The sequence below is a fragment of the Lactobacillus sp. ESL0677 genome (assembly GCF_029392875.1).
GTDB lineage: Bacteria > Bacillota > Bacilli > Lactobacillales > Lactobacillaceae > Lactobacillus.
Genome location: NZ_CP113946.1, coordinates 1,299,379 through 1,319,010, shown reverse-complemented (window position 1 = coordinate 1,319,010; position 19,632 = coordinate 1,299,379). Strand labels below are relative to the sequence as shown.

The following is a 19,632-nucleotide window of genomic DNA, read 5'->3' as shown; positions in this document are numbered from 1 at the left end:
GTTTGGTTTAAAAATGACTATTTAACAAAACCAACTTTATACCAAAGTGGGTGGTTGTTGTTTGATTGTTCTGGTTCTTTTGAATAACCAGTAATGTCGGAGTTAACGGCAGTAATTGTATAGGCATTATCAATTGGAATTGCCCAAGCTTGGTCAGTCATGTACTTTTGCCATTCGTGGAATTTTTGTACCCGATATTTGTGGTTAAATGCCTTAGAAGAATCGATTTCGCGTAATAACTTATTATTTTCAGGAGTTACATAACGCATGTAATTTAAAATTGAGGTTTCACTATAATATGATTGTGGCGATGGTTCACTTGGCAGACCCCAGCCAGCCATGTACATGTCGATTGTCGGGTCATCATTTTGAATTTTATCATAGAATGAATTAAATTCAGTCAAGCGGCCACCAGCCAACTTAACATTTAGACCAATCTTGTGCCATTGCTGCAAGTAGTTTTGGACAATTGGCTCTTGGTTGGTATCACCACTCATTGCGGCGAATGTGATAGTTAGCGGCTTACCATTTGGTTGTGTACGCCACTTGCCCTTCTTTTTGAAGCCCGCCTTATCCAAAATATTGTTAGCCTTTTTCAAATTAAAGTTAAAGCCAGGATTTGTCTGGTCTGAATAATCACCGTATTGTGCCGGAATTAGCGTTGGCACGCGGAATTTAATCCCATGAGTGTAATGTTTATCAACTTGGTCAACATTCATTGCGTAGCCGATGGCTTGCCGCAGCGCTTTGTTATTCATTTTGGCGTTTTTGTTCATGACGTTCTTATTTTGCTTAGCGTCCCATTTACCAACTTTGAAACCAATATAATGGTAAGCTAGCGGAATTTGCGCGATAAAGTTGACGTTCTTGGTATCTTTAACTTGCATCCATTGCGTTGGAATAATGTCGGCAATGTCGAACTTGTGGCTCTTAATCGCCTGTGTTGCTGAATTAGGGGTAACAACTTGAAGAATAATTTTACTTAACTTTGGCTTGCCACGCCAATAATACTTATTAGGCGTCCATGTAACTGATTGCCCGCGAGTAACCTTGGCGGCCTTGAAGGGACCAAAGAACAAGGGCTTTTTTCTAATTTGGTCAGAAGATACCAATTTGCTAAACGGAACATTCTTTAAGTAATGGTAAGGCTCGGCTGTTTCCCAGAAGTAGCGGTTACCACTGTTGTACATGCCCGGCTTTAGTTCATAGAAATGAATGATAATAGTTCGGCCGTTCTCACCATCAGGCATTTCAATCCCAGAAATACTGCTGGCCTTACCATCATGATAATCCTTCAAGCCCAAGATGTTTTCCAAGTTCTTGTTATAACGCTCAGACTTTGAGGCCTTATTGGCAATAATTTCGTAAGGATATTCCAAGTCCTTGGCCGTTACTTGCTTACCATCCGACCATTTAACGCCTTTTTTGACAGTAATCGTGACCGTGTTATTCTTGCGGTTAAGTTTTAAAGTGGCTGGGCCTTTGTCAGTAATTCGGTAATGATTATCGGTGTCAAAGAGTGTTTCTGCACCGGGGCTGGCAACCTCGGAATCAATATCACTCGTCGATAATTCGTTAGAAAAAATTCCAGAAAATGGGGTATCTGTTTCTAACGCCAACTTCAAAGTACCACCTTGTTTAGCGGCTTTAACTGGAGTGGATTCTGGCAATTTACTAACTGATTTACTTTCATTTGCGGTGTCACTGCTCTTACCACAAGCAGTCAAAACGAGTGCGGCTGTGGTTATAATTCCAAGGGAACTTAATGTTTTAAATTTTCGCATAGTTTTGCTCCTCTATATTTAATTTAGTTTTAATAAATTTGTTATAAATTTTAGCATATTAAATTAATAATTGCTAAATATTTTTAATATTTATGGATTCTTAATAATTAAAGCAGTGCTGGTACACTTATGAAATTAAGATTAATGGCAATTATAATATATTAAAATATTAATACTAGAAGTAAAATTAATTGTCAATTCGTTAACCTATCGCAAGTGATAAAACCCTTTTTTCTGTTAAAAATAAAGTTTAAAATTGGCTTAGGTAAATTGATAAGAGAAAGAAGATGGTCTTTTGCGGGCATTATGGTTGTTTCCAGGACAAGGTAGTCAATTTGCTGGGATGCTGGCTCACGTCACTCCTGAATTAAAAGAGCACGTTGAACAATTGTTGGGTCTAAAATTAGTGGACACAGCAGAGGGCTATCATGACACAGTTCAATTGCAAGTTAGCATTGCTTTAATTCAGGTTGACCAAATTAATCAGTTGTTTGCTGCTGGAAATAAGCCTGATTTAGTAGCGGGTCACAGTTTAGGTGCTTTTGCAGCAGCCTATGCAGCTGGCAGCATTAAGCAAGATGATTTGTTTCGAGTTGTTAACCACCGCGCAAGCTTGATGCAGAACGCGTATCCCAATGGCTACGGTATGGGAGTTGTCGTGGGTTTAACTAGAAGACAGTTGGCGCCATTAGTGGCGCAGATAAATTCTCCTGTTAGTCCAGTGTTCTTATCAAATCAAAATGCAGCTAACCAAACCTGTATTTCAGGCAAGTTGACGGCAATTGATCAGGTATTGCAATTGGCCAAGCAAAATGGTGCTGTCATAGCAAAACGATTAAGAGTGCCGGTGCCGTCGCATTCACCATTGATGCAACAGGTGGCAGAACAACTAGAGCAGGAATTTGCACAAATTAGGATTGCTAAACCGCATTGCCGCTACTTAACCAACTATTCGGGGCGCAGCGTTCGCCAAGCAAAGTTTGTGGCCACGGATTTAATTAATAACTTAATATACCCGGTATATTTTGAAGATATGATTAATGTGGCACGGGATTATCAACCGGAAGTGATTGTCAACTTTGCGCCGGGTACGCCATTTAAGACGATTTTGCACCAAACATTTGGCGATTTACGACAGATTAACCTTAATCAAGCAAGCGTTGCCGATGCGATTTACCTATTAAATAAATGGAAAAAGAGGTAGTAAAAATGAGTAAAAGACGAAATTGGGCCACACATCGTGAGGCCAAACAGCAAAAATTGACTAATGCCAGTCAGCTATTAGATGGTAAGTTTGCTAAAACCGAAGATGCCACAGCAGTTCTGGAAGCCCTGATTAATCCCGGCGATAAGGTCGTATTAGAAGGCGATAACCAAAAGCAGGCCAACTTTTTATCTAAAACATTGGCCAACGTTGATCCAGAAAAGGTTAACCATTTGCACATGATTATGAGCAGTATTTCTCGGCCTGAACATTTGGATCTTTTTGAGGATGGAATTGCCAGCAAAATTGATTTTTCGTATGCTGGCCCGCAAAGTACGCGGGTGTCGCAGATGATTGCCGACGGCACTTTGCAAGTTGGCGATATTCATACGTATTTAGAATTATATGCCAGATTATATATTGACTTAATCCCCAATGTTGTTTTGGTTGCTGCCGATAAGGTTGACCGCGCGGGTAATTTGTATACGGGCTATAATACCGAAGAAACACCGGTAATTGTTGAAGCAGCCGCTTTTCATGACGGGATTGTGATTGTGCAGGCAAATGAAATCGTTGATCAAGTTCCGCGAGTTGATATTCCGGGAGATTGGGTCGACGTGATTATTCCCGCAGATGAACCGTATCAACTGGAGCCACTGTTTACTCGTGATCCGCAAAACATTACGGAGCTGCAAATTTTGATGGCAATGATGGCTATTCGGGGCATTTATGAAAAGCACAACGTGCAGTCAGTTAACCACGGGGTTGGCTTTAACACTGCGGCGATTGAATTATTACTGCCGACCTATGGTGAGCAGCTGGGGTTAAAAGGTAAAATTGTTCCTAACTGGGAGGTCAACCCAACACCAACATTAATTCCGGCAATTGAATCGGGCTGGATTGAATCAATTCACTCTTTTGGCGGTGAAGTTGGAATGGAAAAATACATTGCTGCCAGGCCGGATGTCTTCTTTGTTGGCCCTGATGGGACAATGCGTTCAAACCGTGCTTATGGTCAAATGGCTGGGCAATACGCGCTCGATATGTTTGTCGGGTCAACGTTGCAGATTGACCAGTACGGTAATTCTTCAACGGTAACTCACGGGCGGCTGTCCGGCTTTGGCGGTGCGCCTAACATGGGGTCGAACCCGACAGGACGGCGGCATTCCACACCTGCTTGGCAAAGTTTGCGGCCTGATGATAACCCATTAGGCAAGGGACAAAAGTTGGTAGTGCAAATGGTAGAAACTTTTGGCGCCAATAAAAAGCCAGTTTTTGTCGATCAGCTTGATGCAGTTGAGGTGCAAAAAGAAGCTAAACTGAAGAACGTGCCCATCATGATTTATTCCGAGGACACAACACATATCGTCACTGAAGAAGGTATTGCCTATTTGTACAAGACTGACAGTATGGCGGAACGACAGGCAGCTATTGAGGCGATCGCCGGCGTGACACCAGTTGGCTTGCGTTCTAATCCGGTAACAGTTAAGGATTTGCGTCAGCGTGGCATAGTTGCTTTTCCTGAGGATTTAGATGTGAAAAGGAATCAGGCAACACGCTCGCTGTTAGCAGCGCAAAATATGGAAGACCTTGTTAAGTGGTCCAAGGGTCTGTACACACCACCAGCTAAGTTTCGCAGTTGGAGCTAAGTTTAATAGAGGAGAATTAAAATTATGGAGAAGTTACATTTTAGTTTTGCAGCACGTGAGCCAATTGCACGATCTGTTCATGTTGGCGTTGTCGCTTCCGGTGATTTGGAAATAATTATGCGTCCAACTATGGCAAAGCGATCGGAGCTTGACATTATTACTGGTAGTGATGGCTTTCAAAAAGTTTGGCAGAATGTTTTAGAACGCTTTTTTGCTCGTTATCCGCTGTTGGCCAAGTTTGAAATTAATGATTATGGCGCTACACCGGGTGTTGTGAATTTACGTCTTACTCAGGCAATGGAGGCATTGAAAGATGAACAATAGTTTTGTGGAATTGCATGCTTGTCAAAGAGCAGAGGCATTGCTTGATCAAGGTTCAAAGTGCGAATTAATCGGGCCGTTTGATGACCTGATTTCACCACACTTAGAGCCGCAAAATATCGTGCCAGAGTCAGATGACGGCGTTGTGATTATGAGAGGGACGATGAAGGGCAAGCAGGTAGTTGTCATTTCAATCGAAGGTTCATTTCAAGGCGGCGGTATTGGTGAGGTCTCTGGTGCCAAAATTGTGGCGGCACTGGAACAAGCATTAGCTGATAATCAGGCAGGGAAAACTATTTATCCAATTTTGATTTTGGATACAGGTGGTGTGCGGCTGCAGGAAGCGAATTATGGTTTGCTTTCGATTTCTGAAATTCATAATATGGTTATTGCCTTGAAGAAGTACGTTCCAGTAATTGGGTTGGTGCCGGGACGCGTTGGCTCATTTGGCGGTATGTCAATTACTAATGCGCTGTTGTCATACGTCATTGGCACGGATAAGGCACGAATTGGCTTGAATGGTCCCGAAGTAATTGAGCAAGAAGCCGGTGTGCGTGAGTGGGATTCTTCCGATAAAAATCTGATTTGGGATACTTTGGGAACCAAGCAGCGACAAAAGACTGGCATTATTGATGAAGTTACTGCAGATGATGTTGCCTCAATCAAACAGGCAATCTATGAGGCGATCTGCAAGAAGAAGGATAGTCATCGCGATCAGCGTAGTGACTTTTACTTATCACTGCTGGATTGTCTTGACTTAAAAAAGCCGCTGGATATTCCAACTTATAATCGATTGTATCAAGCAGTTGAAGTTAAACCACATCATTTGGCCGCTGCAATAACTGGTAGTAAGCCCGGGACCAAGTCTCGTGGCCGCAATTGGTTTGAGTTGTTGACCGGTATTAAAAATGCCACCAGTCGAGTAGCCACGGTGTTACATGCGCAAAAGGATAATCGCGAGTACATTGCAATTGTGCCAGATGCCCATAACCGTTTTCCGCGAGTTCGACACGGTGAAGTTGGTCTTGAAGAAGGCTTTACGATAGCTAGCGTGGTCAATGATTTAATTGACAAGGATAAGGAGGAATCACAGAAAACGCCGATTGTAATGATTGTTGATGTGCCCAGTCAAGCCTATGGTTATAAGGAAGAATTGATTGGCATTCACATGGCTCTGGCAGCTAGTGCAAGTGCATACGCGCGGGCAAGGCAGAGTGGGCATAAGGTAGTGGCATTAATTGTTGGGGATGCAGTTTCCGGTGGCTTTTTGGCACACGGGCTGCAATCTAACCGGTTAGTGGCATTAGATGATATGACCATCACGGTTCAGGCAATGAGTAAGGCCTCAAGCGCGCGGATTACGCAGCGGACGATTGCGGAACTTGAAGAAGCTACTAAGCATGTTCCGGCGATGGCCTATGATATTGAAAATTACCAAAAATTAGGTGCCTTGTACCGCCTAATTCCGCAAGTTAAGGGTTACGACAGTGATGAGCAAGCAGTATTAACGGTCAAGGCAGCCTTAGATGATGCCTTTGCCAGCTTAGAAGGTGCGCCAGCTGACCTGTCTTTCCGCTACACTAACAAAATTGCTGTTAATGGTGCAGCTGGCGGGCGCAAGGCTACTAATCGGGTGCGGAAGTTGATGACTGAAGAATGGCATTAATTCCGCCACATACCTTAATTGAATTGACAGGTATTGCCTCACTAGAACCGCAGCCCTTGCCATCTTGGGCACAAAAAGTGCTCAAGCAAGCACCTTATGTCATTGTCAGGCGTGGCAAACAGGGCACGCAAATTCCGGTTGGTATTCGAGGTTTTATTAAAAGTCAACGCTTTGCAGCTTTTTTACCACGTAACCAGTGGCGAAAATTAATTGGTCCGCAGCAGGCGCTAACCTATTTACCCAAGTTAGCGCAAGAGCGTGCCCAATTACCGGCTTTTATAAAATTGCGCAAAATTATGCCGCTGTTTGATAACTATGATTGGGGAGTCAGTGGCAGCTTGCAGTTTGAGCTGGTTACGGGGCTGCCAGTAGTTAGTTTGACTTCTGATATTGATGTTATTTTGACGAATATGCCTCCGCTGTCACATCAAGAAGCGCGTGCTTTAATTGAACAATTGCAAGCAATTTTTCCGGCAGTTCATGTTGATATTCAGGTTGTCAGCGGTCAAAATGGCTTTTCACTAGAAGAATTTGCGCAGCAGCGAGCAACGACAATCTTATTGAAGACAGCAACGGGTCCCAAATTGGTGAGTGACCCTTGGCAATTTTAGTTAACAAATAACCCCTATTTCATGGTGAAGTAGGGGTTATTTGTTAACTGAAATCAAGTTCGAAGTCTTTACTTGTGAAGTAATGCAGTTGATGGCTGAAAATGTAATTCATCAACAGTCCTAAGGCAATGGGTACGACTACAAAAAGAATGACAATTAAAGTAATGTTAGCTGCATTTGCAGGACGACCAGCCATTGCTGCTAGAGGTCCAATTAATCCCGAAAAGCCAAAGCCAGCACTCATTGGGGTACCACTAATTTTGCAGATTGCTCCGAGCCCGCCAGCAATTCCGGCGTTGATTAACACGGGTACCAGCAACTTTGGGTTGGTCATTAAGTTGGCCATTTGCATTTTAGGTGAGCCTAGGAAGTGGGCGATTGAGGTACCAAGCGAATTAGCTTGCCAACCGAAAATTGCTAAACTGAAGCTAGCAGCTGTAATGCCAAGATTGGCGGAGCCAGAAGCAATACCAACCAAGTTGATGGCTGTAGCGATGCCGACAGAAGAAATTGGGGAAACAATCAGTAAAGCAAACACGATTCCCATGATAATGCCCATTAGAATTGGCTGCAAGTTGGTCAGGTGCTCGACGCCGATACCAATTAGTGTCGATAATTGGCCAACTGGAATCTTGGTTAGGCAACCAAGACCACCAGCGATGACTAAAACTAGCAGGGGTACTAACAAAATTGTGTATGCCTTGAGTTTTTTACCTAACAGTAAAATCAAGCCGTAGCCAATCATGATTGTAATCGCCGTGTTAATGACGTCGCCACTACCGTTAACGGCGATTTTGCCATTAGTCATTACAAAATTACCACCACCAGCTGTTGCAGCTAAGGCCAAGGAGGATGTTTGAATTGGCGTCAATTTCCCTGTCATACCGACGCAAACAGCACTGATTGCCGGCAGGAGTCCAGCCGCAAATGCTGTTAACGCGAGGATAAAATTTAGCCCAGGCCAAGTGGGGACAAGAGCCTTAACTAGTTGGTTGACCAAGGCTCCAGGAATTAGAGCGACAACAATTCCAGTTGATAAGCCATTTAAGGTATCTAAAACGATTTGTTTAACAGTTTTCATTGAAATTTCTCCTAAATAAAAAAACTCACACAGGACGACAACTGTGCGAGCTTCTTTTTAAGAAGAAAGTACTTAACTAGGACACACAGTCATCAAAATTACTTGACCCGTGTGTCTAAATGTAATGACAAATTCGGCACTCAGATCAAATTGTGAAAGTACCGAAAATAATATTTAACTTGTGGTTGATTCATTTGTTTAATTGTCGTCATCATGACTCACCTCTCATAAATATTTAATAAATATGATACTAAAGTATTTTTAAAAAGGCAAGCAAAATTGGTAAAAAAAGTAAAATTCGCTTAATAGCATCTGGATTTTTAGTAAATAAATGATACAAGGTGTTAAAAAATAAGATTTTATGAAAATTTTAATTTAAGCATGATAATAAATGCTATAATTTGAACAGATATAAGGAGGATTTAGTTCATGAAAACCCAAGAAATCGATAATTATGCCGAAAAAATCCGGCAAAGCTTCCGGTTGCCAAGCTTAGGTTTGGGAATTTATTATCAGGGAGAAACTTATAGCCATGTCTATGGTGATGCTGAGCAGGACACATTGTATCCGCTGGCTTCAATTTCGAAGACTTTTTTAGCAACGGCTATTTGTAAGTTAGCTGATGAGGGCAAAATTGATTTAGATGAGCCACTTAAAAAGTATTGGTCGGGATTTAACATGGTTGATCCGTATGTAACTGAACATTTGACATGGCGGGATGCATTGAGCCACCAGAGTGGGTTGCCGGCTCACGATTGGATGCGGTTTACTAATTGGAACAAGCAGGACTTGACGCTAGCGCAAAAGGTCGAAGCAGTTGGGCATTTGGAGCCCAATCACGAATTGCGCGTTAAGATGCAGTACAGCAATTTGATTTTTGCGGTGGCAACTTATGTCATGGAGCAGGTAATTAACAAGGATTACGGTTCTTATATTCGTGAGAACTTGTTAAAACCGCTGAAGTTAAATAGTACTTTTATCAATCACCATGAATGCGAGCGCAGCCGTATTGCCAAACCATACCTGCTAGATCATGGCAACTTGCGTGAAGTTCCGTTTATTGCGCCGGGAAAGGTTGGCGGTGCCAGCAGTATGCTTGCCAGCATTTCTGACCTGCTTGAGTGGGGCAAATTCCAATTAAAGACTGCCCAAACTGGTACTGGCATTACCATGCAGCGCTACGAGCCACAATCAATTATGACGGTTGACCGAGCATACGGCGGTGCTCACTTCTCTAATTATGGTTTGGGCATGATGATGGAAGATTATCATGGTTATAAATACCTGTTCCATAGCGGTTCGTATGTTGGTTATTGTTCGTTCTTGGGCTTTATTCCGGAACTTGACTTGGCATTTGCTTCGACAATGAACTTGGACTCAACCGATGCGATTTTTGCTCTTGCGTACCAAACAATTGATACCTTTGCAGGCCTTGAGCAGCATGATTGGATTAAGACTTCGTCGGACTTCATGGCTCAGAGATTGGCAACTAAGCAGCGTAAGTTTAGTGAAGCCGAAGGCGAGAATCCGCAACCAGTTAAGGCTAAGCCAGAATTACTAGGCGACTATCGCAATCCTGGTTATGGAATTGTTACGATCAGTGAGCAAGATGGCAATTTGTTGGCCGCTATTGGACCGTGGTCATTCCCAATTATTGCTAATAGTAATGGTGATAAATTTGTTGAAATTAAAATTTATGATACTTTGCTGCCACTTGATTTCACGGCAAATGGTTTGGAAATTATGACTGAACCGGCGCTGGGTAAGCCAACGATTTTTAGAAAATAAAAATAACAGGAACCTCTCGAGATACTGAGAAGTTCCTGTTTATTTTTTTCTAAATTGATTAATTTCTGCGGCGTAAATTTCAACTAAGTTAGGCGTAAATTTTTTGGGCTTAGTTGAAGACTTAACGTGCTGCCATAGAATAGCGGCAACTTTAAGCTTACTATCAAACTCTTGACTAACTGTATCCTGACAAAACGCACGGACAAAGTTGTTCCACTGATAAGTGTTTTCCTCAGCTGTTTGGCTAACGAGTTGTTGGCTCTGCTTAGTCGACGTCAAATCCTGATACTGAGCAATTAAGTCACCAATAGTCATTTGTGTGTCGTGGCGAGCTTCAGCTGCTCGCTTAATAATTGCCATTTCTTTTTTAAAGGAAAAATGGTCAACGTGAAAGTATTCCGCAAAAAATTGCCGACTAGCATCATTAAAAGAAAATCCTGAATTGACAATTGGCGTTGTTAAAGTGATTTCATCGGCTGCAAGTTGGCGCACATTTTGTTTTTTTCTGGCAGGCTTAATTTGTTTTCTAGGAATACCGGACAAGAACGCTTCTAAGTACGAATTGAGTTCGGCCTTAGTTCCAGATGTTGGTAGGCCGTATTGCCTGCACAGGTCTTGAAGCTCGGTCTTGTAAAAGTATTTTTGCTTAAATTCAGTTAGTGTAAGTTGGCTCATGGATATATTTTTATTAGTAAAAGTGATGAACAATGATTATATAGACTGTCCACATCAGGTTGAGTGAATATAGCAGAACAAGGACGCCGCCCAAGCTACTGAGCCAGATTCTTAATGTTTTGTACTTAGCTGGTTGCTGGTGCCGTCTTTTTTGGCAAAAATCATAAAGAGGGTACAAGAGGTACAGACTAAGGGCGAGGGTGATGATTGTTAATATAACTTGCAATAGTAAATTTGCTGGGCTAGAAGTAATTTCCATTGTGTTGCCCTTTCTATATATAATTGTGTTGTATTTAGGGTTAATTCATGATTTCAGTATACATGTTTTTAGATGAGTAATACATGCTAATTTTTAAAAAGAAAAAAAGCAGCTAAGAATTTTGCATCAAAATCTTAACTGCTTTTTCTATTTAATGATCCGGGTGAGATTCGAACCCACGACCCACGGTTTAGAAGACCGTTGCTCTATCCAGCTGAGCTACCAGACCATTGTATGTTTGTTTGTCCTTCACAGAACATTAACTATTATAGAGAAAAGTTTTCCTAATTGCAACAAAAAGTTTTATTTATTTTCAAATAAGTGCATAAGCCGCAGAATGACGGCAAAAATTAGTCATTGAAGTGACTGAATTTTGGTATAATTAAGGCAAATAAATTTATGGGAGAAACTAATGAAACGTAAACTAGTGCGACTTTTTGTCTTGCTAAGTGTAGTACTACTTGGCCTGACTGTTAGTCAAAATGTTCATGCTGATGATGAATACGATATCGAATACGTTAATGTTACGGCAAAAGTTAACGCCAACGGGTCACTAACAATGACGCGGCAGATTAGGTACGATTTTAACGATGACATGCATGGCGTCTATTACCAGCAAAATCTGGGCAAAAAACAAGCGGTTAAGAACGTTAGTGTCACTGTTAAAGACAACAATGAACCTGAGCAAACCGCTGATGATTTTTCAATTGAGCATAATGACGATGGTTATCGCTTTAAAGTTTACCATGCCGTTAGTGAGGACGATAGGCTGACTGTAACTTACCATTATCAGATAACGAATGCTGTTACCAATTATCGCGACACTGCTGAGCTTAACTTTATGATTATTGGGAATGGCTGGGATACAGACTTAGATCACGTGCAGGCAAGTGTGATTTTCCCTGGCAAAGTTAAAAACTTACAGGCTTGGGCGCACGGACCGTTAAACGGTGAAATTAAAGTTTTGCCCAATCAAGGTAAGATTGTAATGCACGTTGATGATTTAGACGGTGATACTGGCGTTGAAGTCCACACGATTTTTCCATTAACAGTTACGCCGCAAAACAAAAATGTGATTAACAAAAATCACCGCCAGGCAGTAATTAGGAAGGAAGCGGCTTTGGTTAAGAAGGCTAACCAAGAGCGCAAGCGCGATCGAATTATTAACGCCGTAATGATTGCAGTTGCACTACTAACTGGCATCGGCGCAATTTTGCAGGGTATATTTGTTAAAAAGCAAGGGTTCAAGCCTACTAAAATGTCACAATTAAGGCATAACTACAGTCTTCCTGTAGTTACGCCAGTGGCCGCGCAAATTCTGGACAGCGGTCGTAAGCCCGATAGTCGCGCTTTTACTGCTTACTTAATGCAGTTAGCGGTGCAGAAGCAGGTTAAACTGGACGATTATCTAGTGCATCATAAAGTATATTATCGGATTACATTGCAAGACCCAAAAATTTTAACTGCTAGTCCATTAATGCAGTTCTTGTTTAATGATCTTGGCGACGGACAATCATTTACGACACGTGAATTGCGCCAGTATCATAGCAAAAAATTGGGAAACAAGTTCGATGGTTGGGCTGACACGCAATTCACAGGGGTTGAAGATCAAGGCTATCTTGAGTCTGACCTGTATGACAAGCGCTCGTTTACTTTGGGTTCAATTTTGTTCTTGCTTGCGATCAGCTTTATCTTAGTGCTCTTTTCGTGGGGAATCTTCGGTCAGTATAAGATGCAGCTTGCAATCGGCGAGACGATTATCATTTTGCTTGGCATCGCAGCGTATTTCCGTGCGAAAAATCAAATTTCACTATATACAAAAGAAGGAGCTCAAGAGGCAGAACAGGTTCGCGGCTTTAAAAAGATGTTGTCTGATATTGGCAATTTCAAAATGCGGGCTGTTGGCGATTTGATTCTTTGGGAAGATATTTTGCCGTATGCCGTGGCTTTTGACCTCGCAGACAAGGTTGTTAAACAACTGAAAATTGAATTTAGCCAAGAAGAATTTGCGAATGACGGCTTCTATTATTACGCACCATTTTATTTGAGCGGGAAAAATAGTTTCGCGGCAAGTTTTAATTCTAGCTTTACCAGTGGAATTTCGTCTGGGTCCTCGAGTACAGGTGCCAATGGTGGCTTTTCCGGCGGCTCGTCTGGTGGTTTTGGTGGCGGCTCCGGTGGTGGTGCCTTTTAAAAAATATAAGTTTGAAGTCTGGCTGTTGTCGGGCTTTTTTCATTTGATATATACTAGAATAATCAGATTAGAAAAGTTGAGAAAAATGTTTGATTATCGAAATAATTTAAAAAGAATTTTAAACCAAACCGCGGGCGATGATAAAAGTCTGCGCAACGGGTTGGCTGCAATTAAGATGATATTAGGGATGGCCAATGATGGCGCCGCGCCTGAAGCAACTGTGAAAACTCGGGATACAGCCGTTAAGGTCGATGCCAAGCAAGTAAATTTACTGTTGACGGGGTTAGCTGACTTAATTTCTACTCCCGGCGACCCTGGTGCTAAGAACACGGCATTGTCGGCAATTCATCGGTTGACCTTTACACCTAATATTGGCGCTAGTTATGGTAAAAGCCTAAGTCAATTAGAACAGGCAATTCAAGCTTCAAGCACGACTAAAGATGTAATTAATAAGAAAATCTTCGAGCAAGCAATGCAGCCTAAGGAGAAGCCTGTACGAGATTATCGTAAGGGCAAGCGCTATACAGTAATACGGCTTCTTAGCGGCTGCGACCTGATTAATGGCAATAATCAGCGCGTTTATACCTTAAAGGAATCACAAATTCATTCTCTTAATTTAAAGAGCGGTGATATTGTTGAAGCAGTTCCTGAAGAAAATAATCCTAATTATGAAGCAACAATCTTGCGCGTTGTCGGTTTTCGTCAGCTAGCGGCAACTGAAGTTGATAAAATTTCCACTTTTAAATACGCAGTTGTGCAGGGCCGGACTGGTCACTTGTCAGTTAGTCGCAATATCAAGGGGCAAAAGCTGCGGATTCGGGGTAAGTCAGTCTTGCTTCCGATTGATTCAAGTCAGTTCCAAGAGGGTAATGTTCAACTAGTTGATGGCTCAATTGTGGATTTGGCATGGTATGACGGGGATGTCCGCTTGAAGAAAAATCCAGCGGATGCCATTCAGCTGCGGTGGATTTATCAAGTTGACCAACCAAAGTCAAAACCTGCAGTTAAAAAGAAAAAGGTTAAGGCAGTTCAAGATGAGGTTGCCATTACCAAGCTAGACATGGATTTGCATTACAGCCGTGTCGGTATTGCCATTGGTGATAATCAAAATGAGGCAATGCTCGAAGGTATTGTCAATCGTTATCACGGAATCCCAATTCCCATAGATGCCTTTCAGGGCAAGAAAAAGGTCATGGAAAATCAAATTAAGGATTTGGATATTGTGATTTTGGTGACAGCATTTGCGGCCCATGACAGTACGTGGAATATTCGTGAATTTGCCAGTAAGTATAATGTCAAATTTGCGGTCAGCTCAAGTAAAGGTTATCAGGCTTTCGAGCGAGCATTATACCGTGCTGCAAAAGGTTTGCCGGCATATGAGGGCAACCAAACTATTAAGTATAAAACAGAATAATTAATGTTAAAAGCTCGGAGTATGTTACTCTGAGCTTTTTTAATTAGGTGGATTGATAAATTATAGTTGATAACCCATTTTGTGATAGTACTTTGTTATTTCTTGAATGAGCGTTTGGTAGATAGTTGGCTCTTTAGGAATAAGGAAAAGCCAAGTGTGTAACATCTTTATCCAAGAACTTACGATTAATTTTTGTTGCTGACTAGTAAAACAATTTTCTATAAAACCACGAGCAAATAAAGTGTAAATTATATCGTCTCGCAAGTGTGAATCAACGTTGCCAATATTGTTAAGCATAAAATTAATTTGTAACGTAGAAAAAGTAAGTTTGTCTTTAGTCAAGTTAACCATTTGTTCTAGTTCAGTTTGCATTGCAATCTCCTAAATCTGTTATAAAAAATATTAAGTATATCTTATGTTGATTTTTACAATAAATTAATACTTTTTTGTTTATTTCTTGAAGAGAATTTTGTTTTCTTATTATAATATGAAGTAATAATTTTATTTTGGAAGGAAGATGAGATGACAATTAATAAACAAACACATACGTGGCAATATTGGTTATTTTTCTTAGCGGGGCTGGAAATAATCACGATTGCAATTAACTTCTTTTATGCGCCAATTAATATCGCAGCCGGTGGCTCCACGGGAATTGCGATATTAGTTGATGCTGTTTGGGGTATTAATCGCTCGGTAACGGTTCTGGTTGTAAACGTGCTTTTGCTAATTTTAGCAACAATTTTTTTAGGTAAAGAAACATTAAAAAAGGCGGCTTTAGGCAGTCTGTTATTGCCAGTTTTAATGGTAATAACACCGAGCTTTAAACTAACTTCAAATAACATGCTGGCGGTTATTTATGGCGGTGTCTTAATGGGCATCGGCGTCTCGATGCTTTATCGAATTAACGCGTCGGCTGGAGGGACTACAATCCCACCATTAATTTTTAAGAAATATTTTTATCTTGAACCAACTTTAACGTTGCTAATGCTTGATATGTCAATTATACTATTGAACGTCTTTGTCGACGGCATCGAGGCAGTCTTGCTGGCGGCTTTTTCGCAAATTATTACTACGTTAACAATGCGCTATACCGAAACAGGCTTAGACAAAAAATATCAGGTAACCATTATGAGTAATGAAAACCTTGGGCAGATTAAAGAGATGCTGCAGCAGGATTATGATGGTCTGACTGTGTACAATGTCGTTGGTGGTTATAGCGACGAAGATAAGCAGCAGCTAGTAATCGTGGTTAACCCTAATGAATATGGACAACTAGTTGCTAAAGTGCGGGCAATTGACGGCGAAGCGTTTATTGTTACTGAAAATATTGCCAAAGTTCATGGCGGCAAGTGGCAAATATAAATTTAGACAAGTAATTTCTAATGTAAAAGTGCTGCTTAATTCCAGGTTAACAGGCAATACATTATTAATATTCAAGAATTTTTTATTGCCAACTTCTCATAAGGGGAGTATCATAAAGTAGTTGTATTTGTGGAGACCTCCACATCTGCAACCGCACATTTCGAGGTAAAAAGTCTTTTTTAAAAAAGCACCTCGATTGGCGAGTCTAAGTATTTTTTGGAGGTGCAGTAATGTACGCAATTATTAAAACCGGTGGTAAGCAATACAAAGTTGCTGAAGGCGACGCTATTTTTGTAGAAAAGCTTGATGTAGAAGAAGGCAAAGAAGTTACCTTTGATGAAGTCATTCTTGTTTCTGATGGTAAAGATGTTAAAATCGGCAGCCCATTAGTTAAGGGTGCTAAAGTAACTGCTAAAGTTGAAAAGCAAGGCAAGGAAAAGAAAGTTGTTACTTTCAAGTACAAGCCTAAGAAGCACTCACATTCAAAATATGGTCACCGTCAACCTTATACTAAGGTTACAGTTGAAAAAATTGAAGCTTAATTCAGAGGTGAAATGATATGAATATTTTAGGTCTTAAATTATTTGCCCACCACAAGGGTGGAGGTTCTACTGCTAACGGTCGTGACTCAGCTGGTCGTCGTTTAGGCGCTAAGGCTGCTGATGGTCAAACTATCCACGCAGGTACTATTATTTACCGTCAACGTGGTACACACATTCACCCAGGCCAAAACGTTGGTAAAGGTGGAGACGATACATTGTTTGCATTAGTAAACGGTGTTGTTAAGTTTGAACGGTTGGACAAATACAGAAAGCAAGTTTCTGTTATTCCAGTCGAAGAAGAAGCTAAGTAATTTAGTTCTTAAGAAAAAGACGAAAAGCACGTGCTTCTCGTCTTTTTTATGCATTTTTAATTTTATTTAATATTTAAGTAGGATAGTCAAACGTGCGTTTTTAGCGGTAAAATAGAATTAAGTATTTTTCCGTAAGAGGTGCACGCAATGGATGAACAAGACCAATTATTAACACTTTTAAATAGACGAATTGCTGAAGTTACAGAACTTATTAAGGCGCAGAACGCTGATGGTTTGCTAATCTTTAATCAGGCTAATTATCGCTATTTAACCAACTTCACTGGTGAAGAAGCTCAGTTAATTTTAACAGCTCAAGGAGACCGTATTTTATTATCGGACTCCAGATTTGCTGGTCAGATTAAGGCACAGGCTCCCGGTGAATTAACGGTAATTATGAAGCACGGCGATCAAGACGCAGAAATTAGCAACCAGCTAGGGCAAACTAATCTTAAAAAGGTCCTGATTGAAGGTGAATTTGTTTCGGCGGTTGAATTTGCTAATTTGCAAAAGTTAAATCCAGAAATTGAATTTATTATTTGTGAAGAACTCGTTGAACGCGTCCGCAACGTGAAAGATGAGCTAGAACTTGCAGCTTTGCGGCAGGCAATCAACATTTCAATGGATAGTTTTAATGGGATTTTGCCATTAGTTAAGCCTGGTGCAGTCGAACGTAATATCGGTGCTAAGCTTGATTATCTGTTTAAGGTTAATGGCGGCGATGGCCCAAGTTTTGATACAATTATCGCTTCTGGTGTTCGATCAGCTTGGGCTCATGGCGTTGCAAGTAGCAAGATGATTGCTGACGGCGACATGGTAGTGATTGACTTTGGTGCTTTCTATCATGGCTACGCAGCTGATATTACGCGCACTGTTTCTGTCGGCAAGGTCGACCGTGAAATGCCCAAGATTTACGACATTGTGCACGAAGCGCAAAGGCGCGGGATTGTTGCGGCAGTTGCTGGCAATCACGGTCGTGATGTTGACAAGGCGGCTCGTGATTATATTAAAGAGCAAGGCTATGGTGAATATTTTGGTCATGGCATCGGTCATGGTATTGGCTTAGAGATTCATGAATTGTGTCAACCTGCTTTGCCATTTGGTAAACAGGAGCTGGTTAACAACATGGTTCACACCGTTGAGCCGGGAATTTATTTACCAAATAAGGGTGGTGTAAGGATTGAAGACGATATTTTGGTTCACGATCAAACGCCGGAAACCTTATCTACCCTACCTAAAGATGAATTAATTTCTTTGTAAATTTAAATATTATTAATAGTAAAATTATGCGCAAATTGGTAAGATATATTATGGAGATGAGGTACTCAATATGACAATGATTTCAGTTAACGAATTTAAGAACGGTCTAACCATTCAATTTAATAATGATTTATGGCGGATTGTTGAATTCCAACACGTAAAGCCAGGTAAGGGTAGTGCTTTTGTTCGTTCAAAGCTTAAGAGCTTGACTACAGGTGCAGTTCAGGAAAATACTTTCCGTTCGACTGCTAAGGTAGAAACTGCAGAAATTGAAACCAAGGCTATGCAATACTTGTACAATGATGGTTCAAGTTATGTTTTCATGGACACAACCACTTATGACCAATTAGCTATTGCTAACGAACAAGTTAAGGATGAAGCTAATTATCTTAAGGAAAATATGGATGTTAGTGTCATTATGCACGATGGCAAAACTTTGGGAATTCAACTTCCCAATACTGTTGATTTAGCAGTTGCTAAAACAGAACCTAATATCAAAGGTGATACTTCTTCCGGTGGTGGTAAACCAGCGACTATGGAAACTGGATTGGTAGTTAACGTTCCGTTCTTCATCAATGAAGGCGATGTGCTAACTATTAATACAGCAGACGGTACATACGTATCTCGCGCAAATAAGTAGTTTTTCGAGGTAAACAAAATGGCAGATAGTTCAAAAATTGTCTTAGACGATAAAAATAACGGTGAAGAAATTGAAATTGATCCTAGTGTTATTGAAGTTATCATGGGCATTGCTGCCGAAAAAGTTGACGGTGTTGCCGGAATGCGCGGCAGTGTCAGATCTGGGATTAACCGGGTTTTAGGACGCGAGGATCGCAGTAAGGGTGTTACAGTGAGTCTTGACGAAGACCATAACTTGATTGCTGAAGTTTATATTAACGTTGAAGCGGGCAGTTATGTTCCTAAGGTTGCAATGACTTTGCAAAGCAGTTTGCTAGAGCAAGTTAAGCAGATGACCGACTTAACCCTTAAAGAAATTAACGTTCACGTGACCGGATTAGTCTTCCCAGAGGATGAGGACAAGGATAACAGTGAAACTTCAAAGCTGTTTCCCGACATTGATGAAAAGAGTAAAAATGAATCAACACGAGAGTCGTAGAGTTGCGATGCAGGCGGTTTATTTGGCTAATCAAGATATTAAAATGCTGCCGGCAGATGTTGAAGCTAAAACTGTTATAGCGCTTGATTTAAAAGAACTTTCTGCTTATTCGAAAACTCTAATTGAAGGCGTAATTACTAAACGGGATGAGTTGAAGGGTGAACTTGCTAGTCACTTAAAGAAGAACTGGCGGATTAACCGAATTAATCAAATTACTCTTGCTATTCTGGAAGTTGCCTTATACGAAATTAAGTATAGTGATGAAATCGAGCCTAAGGCAGCAGTAAATGAGGCTTTAAATTTATGTGATGAGTTTGCCGATCCAAAGACTAAACCATTTATTAATGGTGTTTTGGCAAATTTTGTTGAAAAATAACTAATAGTCGGCTGTGAAGCC

19 protein-coding genes, 1 tRNA gene and 1 other annotated feature are annotated in these 19,632 nt (G+C 40.9%); of the genes, 15 read left to right on the top strand and 5 right to left on the bottom strand.

Annotated elements, in window-relative coordinates:
• Positions 1 to 17 precede the first annotated feature (17 nt).
• Positions 18 to 1,784, bottom strand: a complete 1,767-nt coding sequence (locus OZX76_RS06405) for an oligopeptide ABC transporter substrate-binding protein (protein ID WP_277178821.1) — start codon at positions 1,782 to 1,784, stop codon at positions 18 to 20.
• Positions 1,785 to 2,079: 295 nt separating this feature from the next.
• Here OZX76_RS06405 and OZX76_RS06400 point away from each other — a divergent pair, with 295 nt between their 5' ends.
• Genes OZX76_RS06400 through OZX76_RS06380 form a run of 5 tightly spaced genes read left to right on the top strand, consistent with a single transcriptional unit; the run spans position 2,080 to position 7,235 of the window.
• Positions 2,080 to 2,988, top strand: coding sequence for an acyltransferase domain-containing protein (locus OZX76_RS06400; RefSeq protein ID WP_277178820.1), 909 nt, complete (start codon positions 2,080 to 2,082; stop codon positions 2,986 to 2,988).
• A gap of 5 nt (positions 2,989 to 2,993) precedes the next feature.
• Positions 2,994 to 4,637 (top strand): malonate decarboxylase subunit alpha, encoded by a 1,644-nt coding sequence (mdcA, locus tag OZX76_RS06395; RefSeq protein ID WP_277178818.1) that lies wholly within the window; start codon positions 2,994 to 2,996, stop codon positions 4,635 to 4,637.
• A 24-nt stretch (positions 4,638 to 4,661) separates the two neighbouring features.
• The gene (locus OZX76_RS06390; protein ID WP_277178816.1) at positions 4,662 to 4,961 is read left to right on the top strand and encodes a malonate decarboxylase subunit delta; all 300 of its coding nucleotides are present in this window, start codon (positions 4,662 to 4,664) and stop codon (positions 4,959 to 4,961) included.
• On the top strand, positions 4,951 to 6,624 hold the full coding sequence (gene mdcD, locus OZX76_RS06385) for a biotin-independent malonate decarboxylase subunit beta (RefSeq protein ID WP_277178814.1): 1,674 nt from the start codon (positions 4,951 to 4,953) through the stop codon (positions 6,622 to 6,624). The genes OZX76_RS06390 and mdcD overlap by 11 nt, the downstream gene beginning before the upstream one ends.
• A complete protein-coding gene (locus tag OZX76_RS06380) occupies positions 6,615 to 7,235 on the top strand; it encodes a malonate decarboxylase holo-ACP synthase (RefSeq protein ID WP_277178812.1) in 621 nt (206 codons plus the stop codon). The genes mdcD and OZX76_RS06380 overlap by 10 nt, the downstream gene beginning before the upstream one ends.
• A 43-nt stretch (positions 7,236 to 7,278) precedes the next feature.
• On the opposite strand, the gene OZX76_RS06375 is transcribed toward OZX76_RS06380, so the two are convergent.
• Positions 7,279 to 8,316: a PTS sugar transporter subunit IIC gene (locus OZX76_RS06375; protein ID WP_277178810.1), complete on the bottom strand. Its 1,038-nt coding sequence runs from the start codon at positions 8,314 to 8,316 to the stop codon at positions 7,279 to 7,281.
• A gap of 429 nt (positions 8,317 to 8,745) precedes the next feature.
• Here OZX76_RS06375 and OZX76_RS06370 point away from each other — a divergent pair, with 429 nt between their 5' ends.
• Positions 8,746 to 10,104, top strand: coding sequence for a serine hydrolase domain-containing protein (locus OZX76_RS06370; RefSeq protein WP_277178808.1), 1,359 nt, complete (start codon positions 8,746 to 8,748; stop codon positions 10,102 to 10,104).
• A 39-nt stretch (positions 10,105 to 10,143) separates the two neighbouring features.
• Here OZX76_RS06370 and OZX76_RS06365 read toward each other — a convergent pair whose 3' ends face one another.
• Both OZX76_RS06365 and OZX76_RS06360 read right to left on the bottom strand, forming a co-directional pair.
• On the bottom strand, positions 10,144 to 10,779 hold the full coding sequence (locus OZX76_RS06365; RefSeq protein WP_277178806.1) for an SAP domain-containing protein: 636 nt from the start codon (positions 10,777 to 10,779) through the stop codon (positions 10,144 to 10,146).
• A gap of 414 nt (positions 10,780 to 11,193) precedes the next feature.
• Positions 11,194 to 11,267: transfer RNA gene (locus OZX76_RS06360), tRNA-Arg, on the bottom strand.
• 183 nt (positions 11,268 to 11,450) lie between these two features.
• Here OZX76_RS06360 and OZX76_RS06355 point away from each other — a divergent pair.
• Positions 11,451 to 13,232 (top strand): DUF2207 domain-containing protein, encoded by a 1,782-nt coding sequence (locus tag OZX76_RS06355; RefSeq protein WP_277178804.1) that lies wholly within the window; start codon positions 11,451 to 11,453, stop codon positions 13,230 to 13,232.
• A gap of 85 nt (positions 13,233 to 13,317) precedes the next feature.
• Entirely contained in the window at positions 13,318 to 14,646 is a 1,329-nt protein-coding gene (locus tag OZX76_RS06350) for a DUF2325 domain-containing protein (protein WP_277178802.1), read from the top strand.
• A 60-nt stretch (positions 14,647 to 14,706) separates the two neighbouring features.
• Here OZX76_RS06350 and OZX76_RS06345 read toward each other — a convergent pair whose 3' ends face one another.
• Positions 14,707 to 15,018 carry a hypothetical protein gene (locus tag OZX76_RS06345; RefSeq protein ID WP_277178800.1) on the bottom strand — a complete coding sequence of 104 codons (312 nt, stop codon included), beginning with the start codon at positions 15,016 to 15,018 and terminating at the stop codon, positions 14,707 to 14,709.
• Positions 15,019 to 15,168: 150 nt separating this feature from the next.
• Here OZX76_RS06345 and OZX76_RS06340 point away from each other — a divergent pair, with 150 nt between their 5' ends.
• The 7 genes from OZX76_RS06340 (at position 15,169) to nusB (ending at position 19,611) form a co-directional block, all read left to right on the top strand.
• The gene (locus OZX76_RS06340; protein WP_277178798.1) at positions 15,169 to 16,008 is read left to right on the top strand and encodes a YitT family protein; all 840 of its coding nucleotides are present in this window, start codon (positions 15,169 to 15,171) and stop codon (positions 16,006 to 16,008) included.
• Between the two features lie 139 nt (positions 16,009 to 16,147).
• Positions 16,148 to 16,225 (top strand) — a sequence feature (ribosomal protein L21 leader region).
• Positions 16,226 to 16,238: 13 nt separating this feature from the next.
• Positions 16,239 to 16,550 (top strand): 50S ribosomal protein L21, encoded by a 312-nt coding sequence (gene rplU, locus OZX76_RS06335; RefSeq protein ID WP_277133556.1) that lies wholly within the window; start codon positions 16,239 to 16,241, stop codon positions 16,548 to 16,550.
• A 17-nt stretch (positions 16,551 to 16,567) separates the two neighbouring features.
• Positions 16,568 to 16,861 carry a 50S ribosomal protein L27 gene (gene rpmA / locus OZX76_RS06330; protein ID WP_277129453.1) on the top strand — a complete coding sequence of 98 codons (294 nt, stop codon included), beginning with the start codon at positions 16,568 to 16,570 and terminating at the stop codon, positions 16,859 to 16,861.
• 147 nt (positions 16,862 to 17,008) lie between these two features.
• Positions 17,009 to 18,118 (top strand): Xaa-Pro peptidase family protein, encoded by a 1,110-nt coding sequence (locus OZX76_RS06325; protein WP_277178796.1) that lies wholly within the window; start codon positions 17,009 to 17,011, stop codon positions 18,116 to 18,118.
• A gap of 70 nt (positions 18,119 to 18,188) precedes the next feature.
• Positions 18,189 to 18,758 carry an elongation factor P gene (gene efp, locus OZX76_RS06320; RefSeq protein ID WP_277133560.1) on the top strand — a complete coding sequence of 190 codons (570 nt, stop codon included), beginning with the start codon at positions 18,189 to 18,191 and terminating at the stop codon, positions 18,756 to 18,758.
• 18 nt (positions 18,759 to 18,776) lie between these two features.
• Complete coding sequence (locus tag OZX76_RS06315) at positions 18,777 to 19,235, top strand: Asp23/Gls24 family envelope stress response protein (protein ID WP_277178794.1); 459 nt, start codon at positions 18,777 to 18,779, stop codon at positions 19,233 to 19,235.
• Complete coding sequence (gene nusB / locus OZX76_RS06310; RefSeq protein ID WP_277142336.1) at positions 19,213 to 19,611, top strand: transcription antitermination factor NusB; 399 nt, start codon at positions 19,213 to 19,215, stop codon at positions 19,609 to 19,611. Before OZX76_RS06315 ends, nusB begins: the two co-directional genes overlap by 23 nt.
• The last annotated feature ends 21 nt before the right edge of the window (positions 19,612 to 19,632 follow it).

Coding starts and splice junctions, on each gene's coding strand:
- OZX76_RS06405 (WP_277178821.1), bottom strand. CDS start 1,784: ATGCGAAAATTTAAAACATTAAGTTCCCTTGGAATTATAACCACAGCC.
- mdcA (WP_277178818.1), top strand. CDS start 2,994: ATGAGTAAAAGACGAAATTGGGCCACACATCGTGAGGCCAAACAGCAA.
- OZX76_RS06390 (WP_277178816.1), top strand. CDS start 4,662: ATGGAGAAGTTACATTTTAGTTTTGCAGCACGTGAGCCAATTGCACGA.
- mdcD (WP_277178814.1), top strand. CDS start 4,951: ATGAACAATAGTTTTGTGGAATTGCATGCTTGTCAAAGAGCAGAGGCA.
- OZX76_RS06380 (WP_277178812.1), top strand. CDS start 6,615: ATGGCATTAATTCCGCCACATACCTTAATTGAATTGACAGGTATTGCC.
- OZX76_RS06375 (WP_277178810.1), bottom strand. CDS start 8,316: ATGAAAACTGTTAAACAAATCGTTTTAGATACCTTAAATGGCTTATCA.
- OZX76_RS06370 (WP_277178808.1), top strand. CDS start 8,746: ATGAAAACCCAAGAAATCGATAATTATGCCGAAAAAATCCGGCAAAGC.
- OZX76_RS06365 (WP_277178806.1), bottom strand. CDS start 10,779: ATGAGCCAACTTACACTAACTGAATTTAAGCAAAAATACTTTTACAAG.
- OZX76_RS06355 (WP_277178804.1), top strand. CDS start 11,451: ATGAAACGTAAACTAGTGCGACTTTTTGTCTTGCTAAGTGTAGTACTA.
- OZX76_RS06350 (WP_277178802.1), top strand. CDS start 13,318: ATGTTTGATTATCGAAATAATTTAAAAAGAATTTTAAACCAAACCGCG.
- OZX76_RS06345 (WP_277178800.1), bottom strand. CDS start 15,018: ATGCAAACTGAACTAGAACAAATGGTTAACTTGACTAAAGACAAACTT.
- OZX76_RS06340 (WP_277178798.1), top strand. CDS start 15,169: ATGACAATTAATAAACAAACACATACGTGGCAATATTGGTTATTTTTC.
- rplU (WP_277133556.1), top strand. CDS start 16,239: ATGTACGCAATTATTAAAACCGGTGGTAAGCAATACAAAGTTGCTGAA.
- rpmA (WP_277129453.1), top strand. CDS start 16,568: ATGAATATTTTAGGTCTTAAATTATTTGCCCACCACAAGGGTGGAGGT.
- OZX76_RS06325 (WP_277178796.1), top strand. CDS start 17,009: ATGGATGAACAAGACCAATTATTAACACTTTTAAATAGACGAATTGCT.
- efp (WP_277133560.1), top strand. CDS start 18,189: ATGACAATGATTTCAGTTAACGAATTTAAGAACGGTCTAACCATTCAA.
- OZX76_RS06315 (WP_277178794.1), top strand. CDS start 18,777: ATGGCAGATAGTTCAAAAATTGTCTTAGACGATAAAAATAACGGTGAA.
- nusB (WP_277142336.1), top strand. CDS start 19,213: ATGAATCAACACGAGAGTCGTAGAGTTGCGATGCAGGCGGTTTATTTG.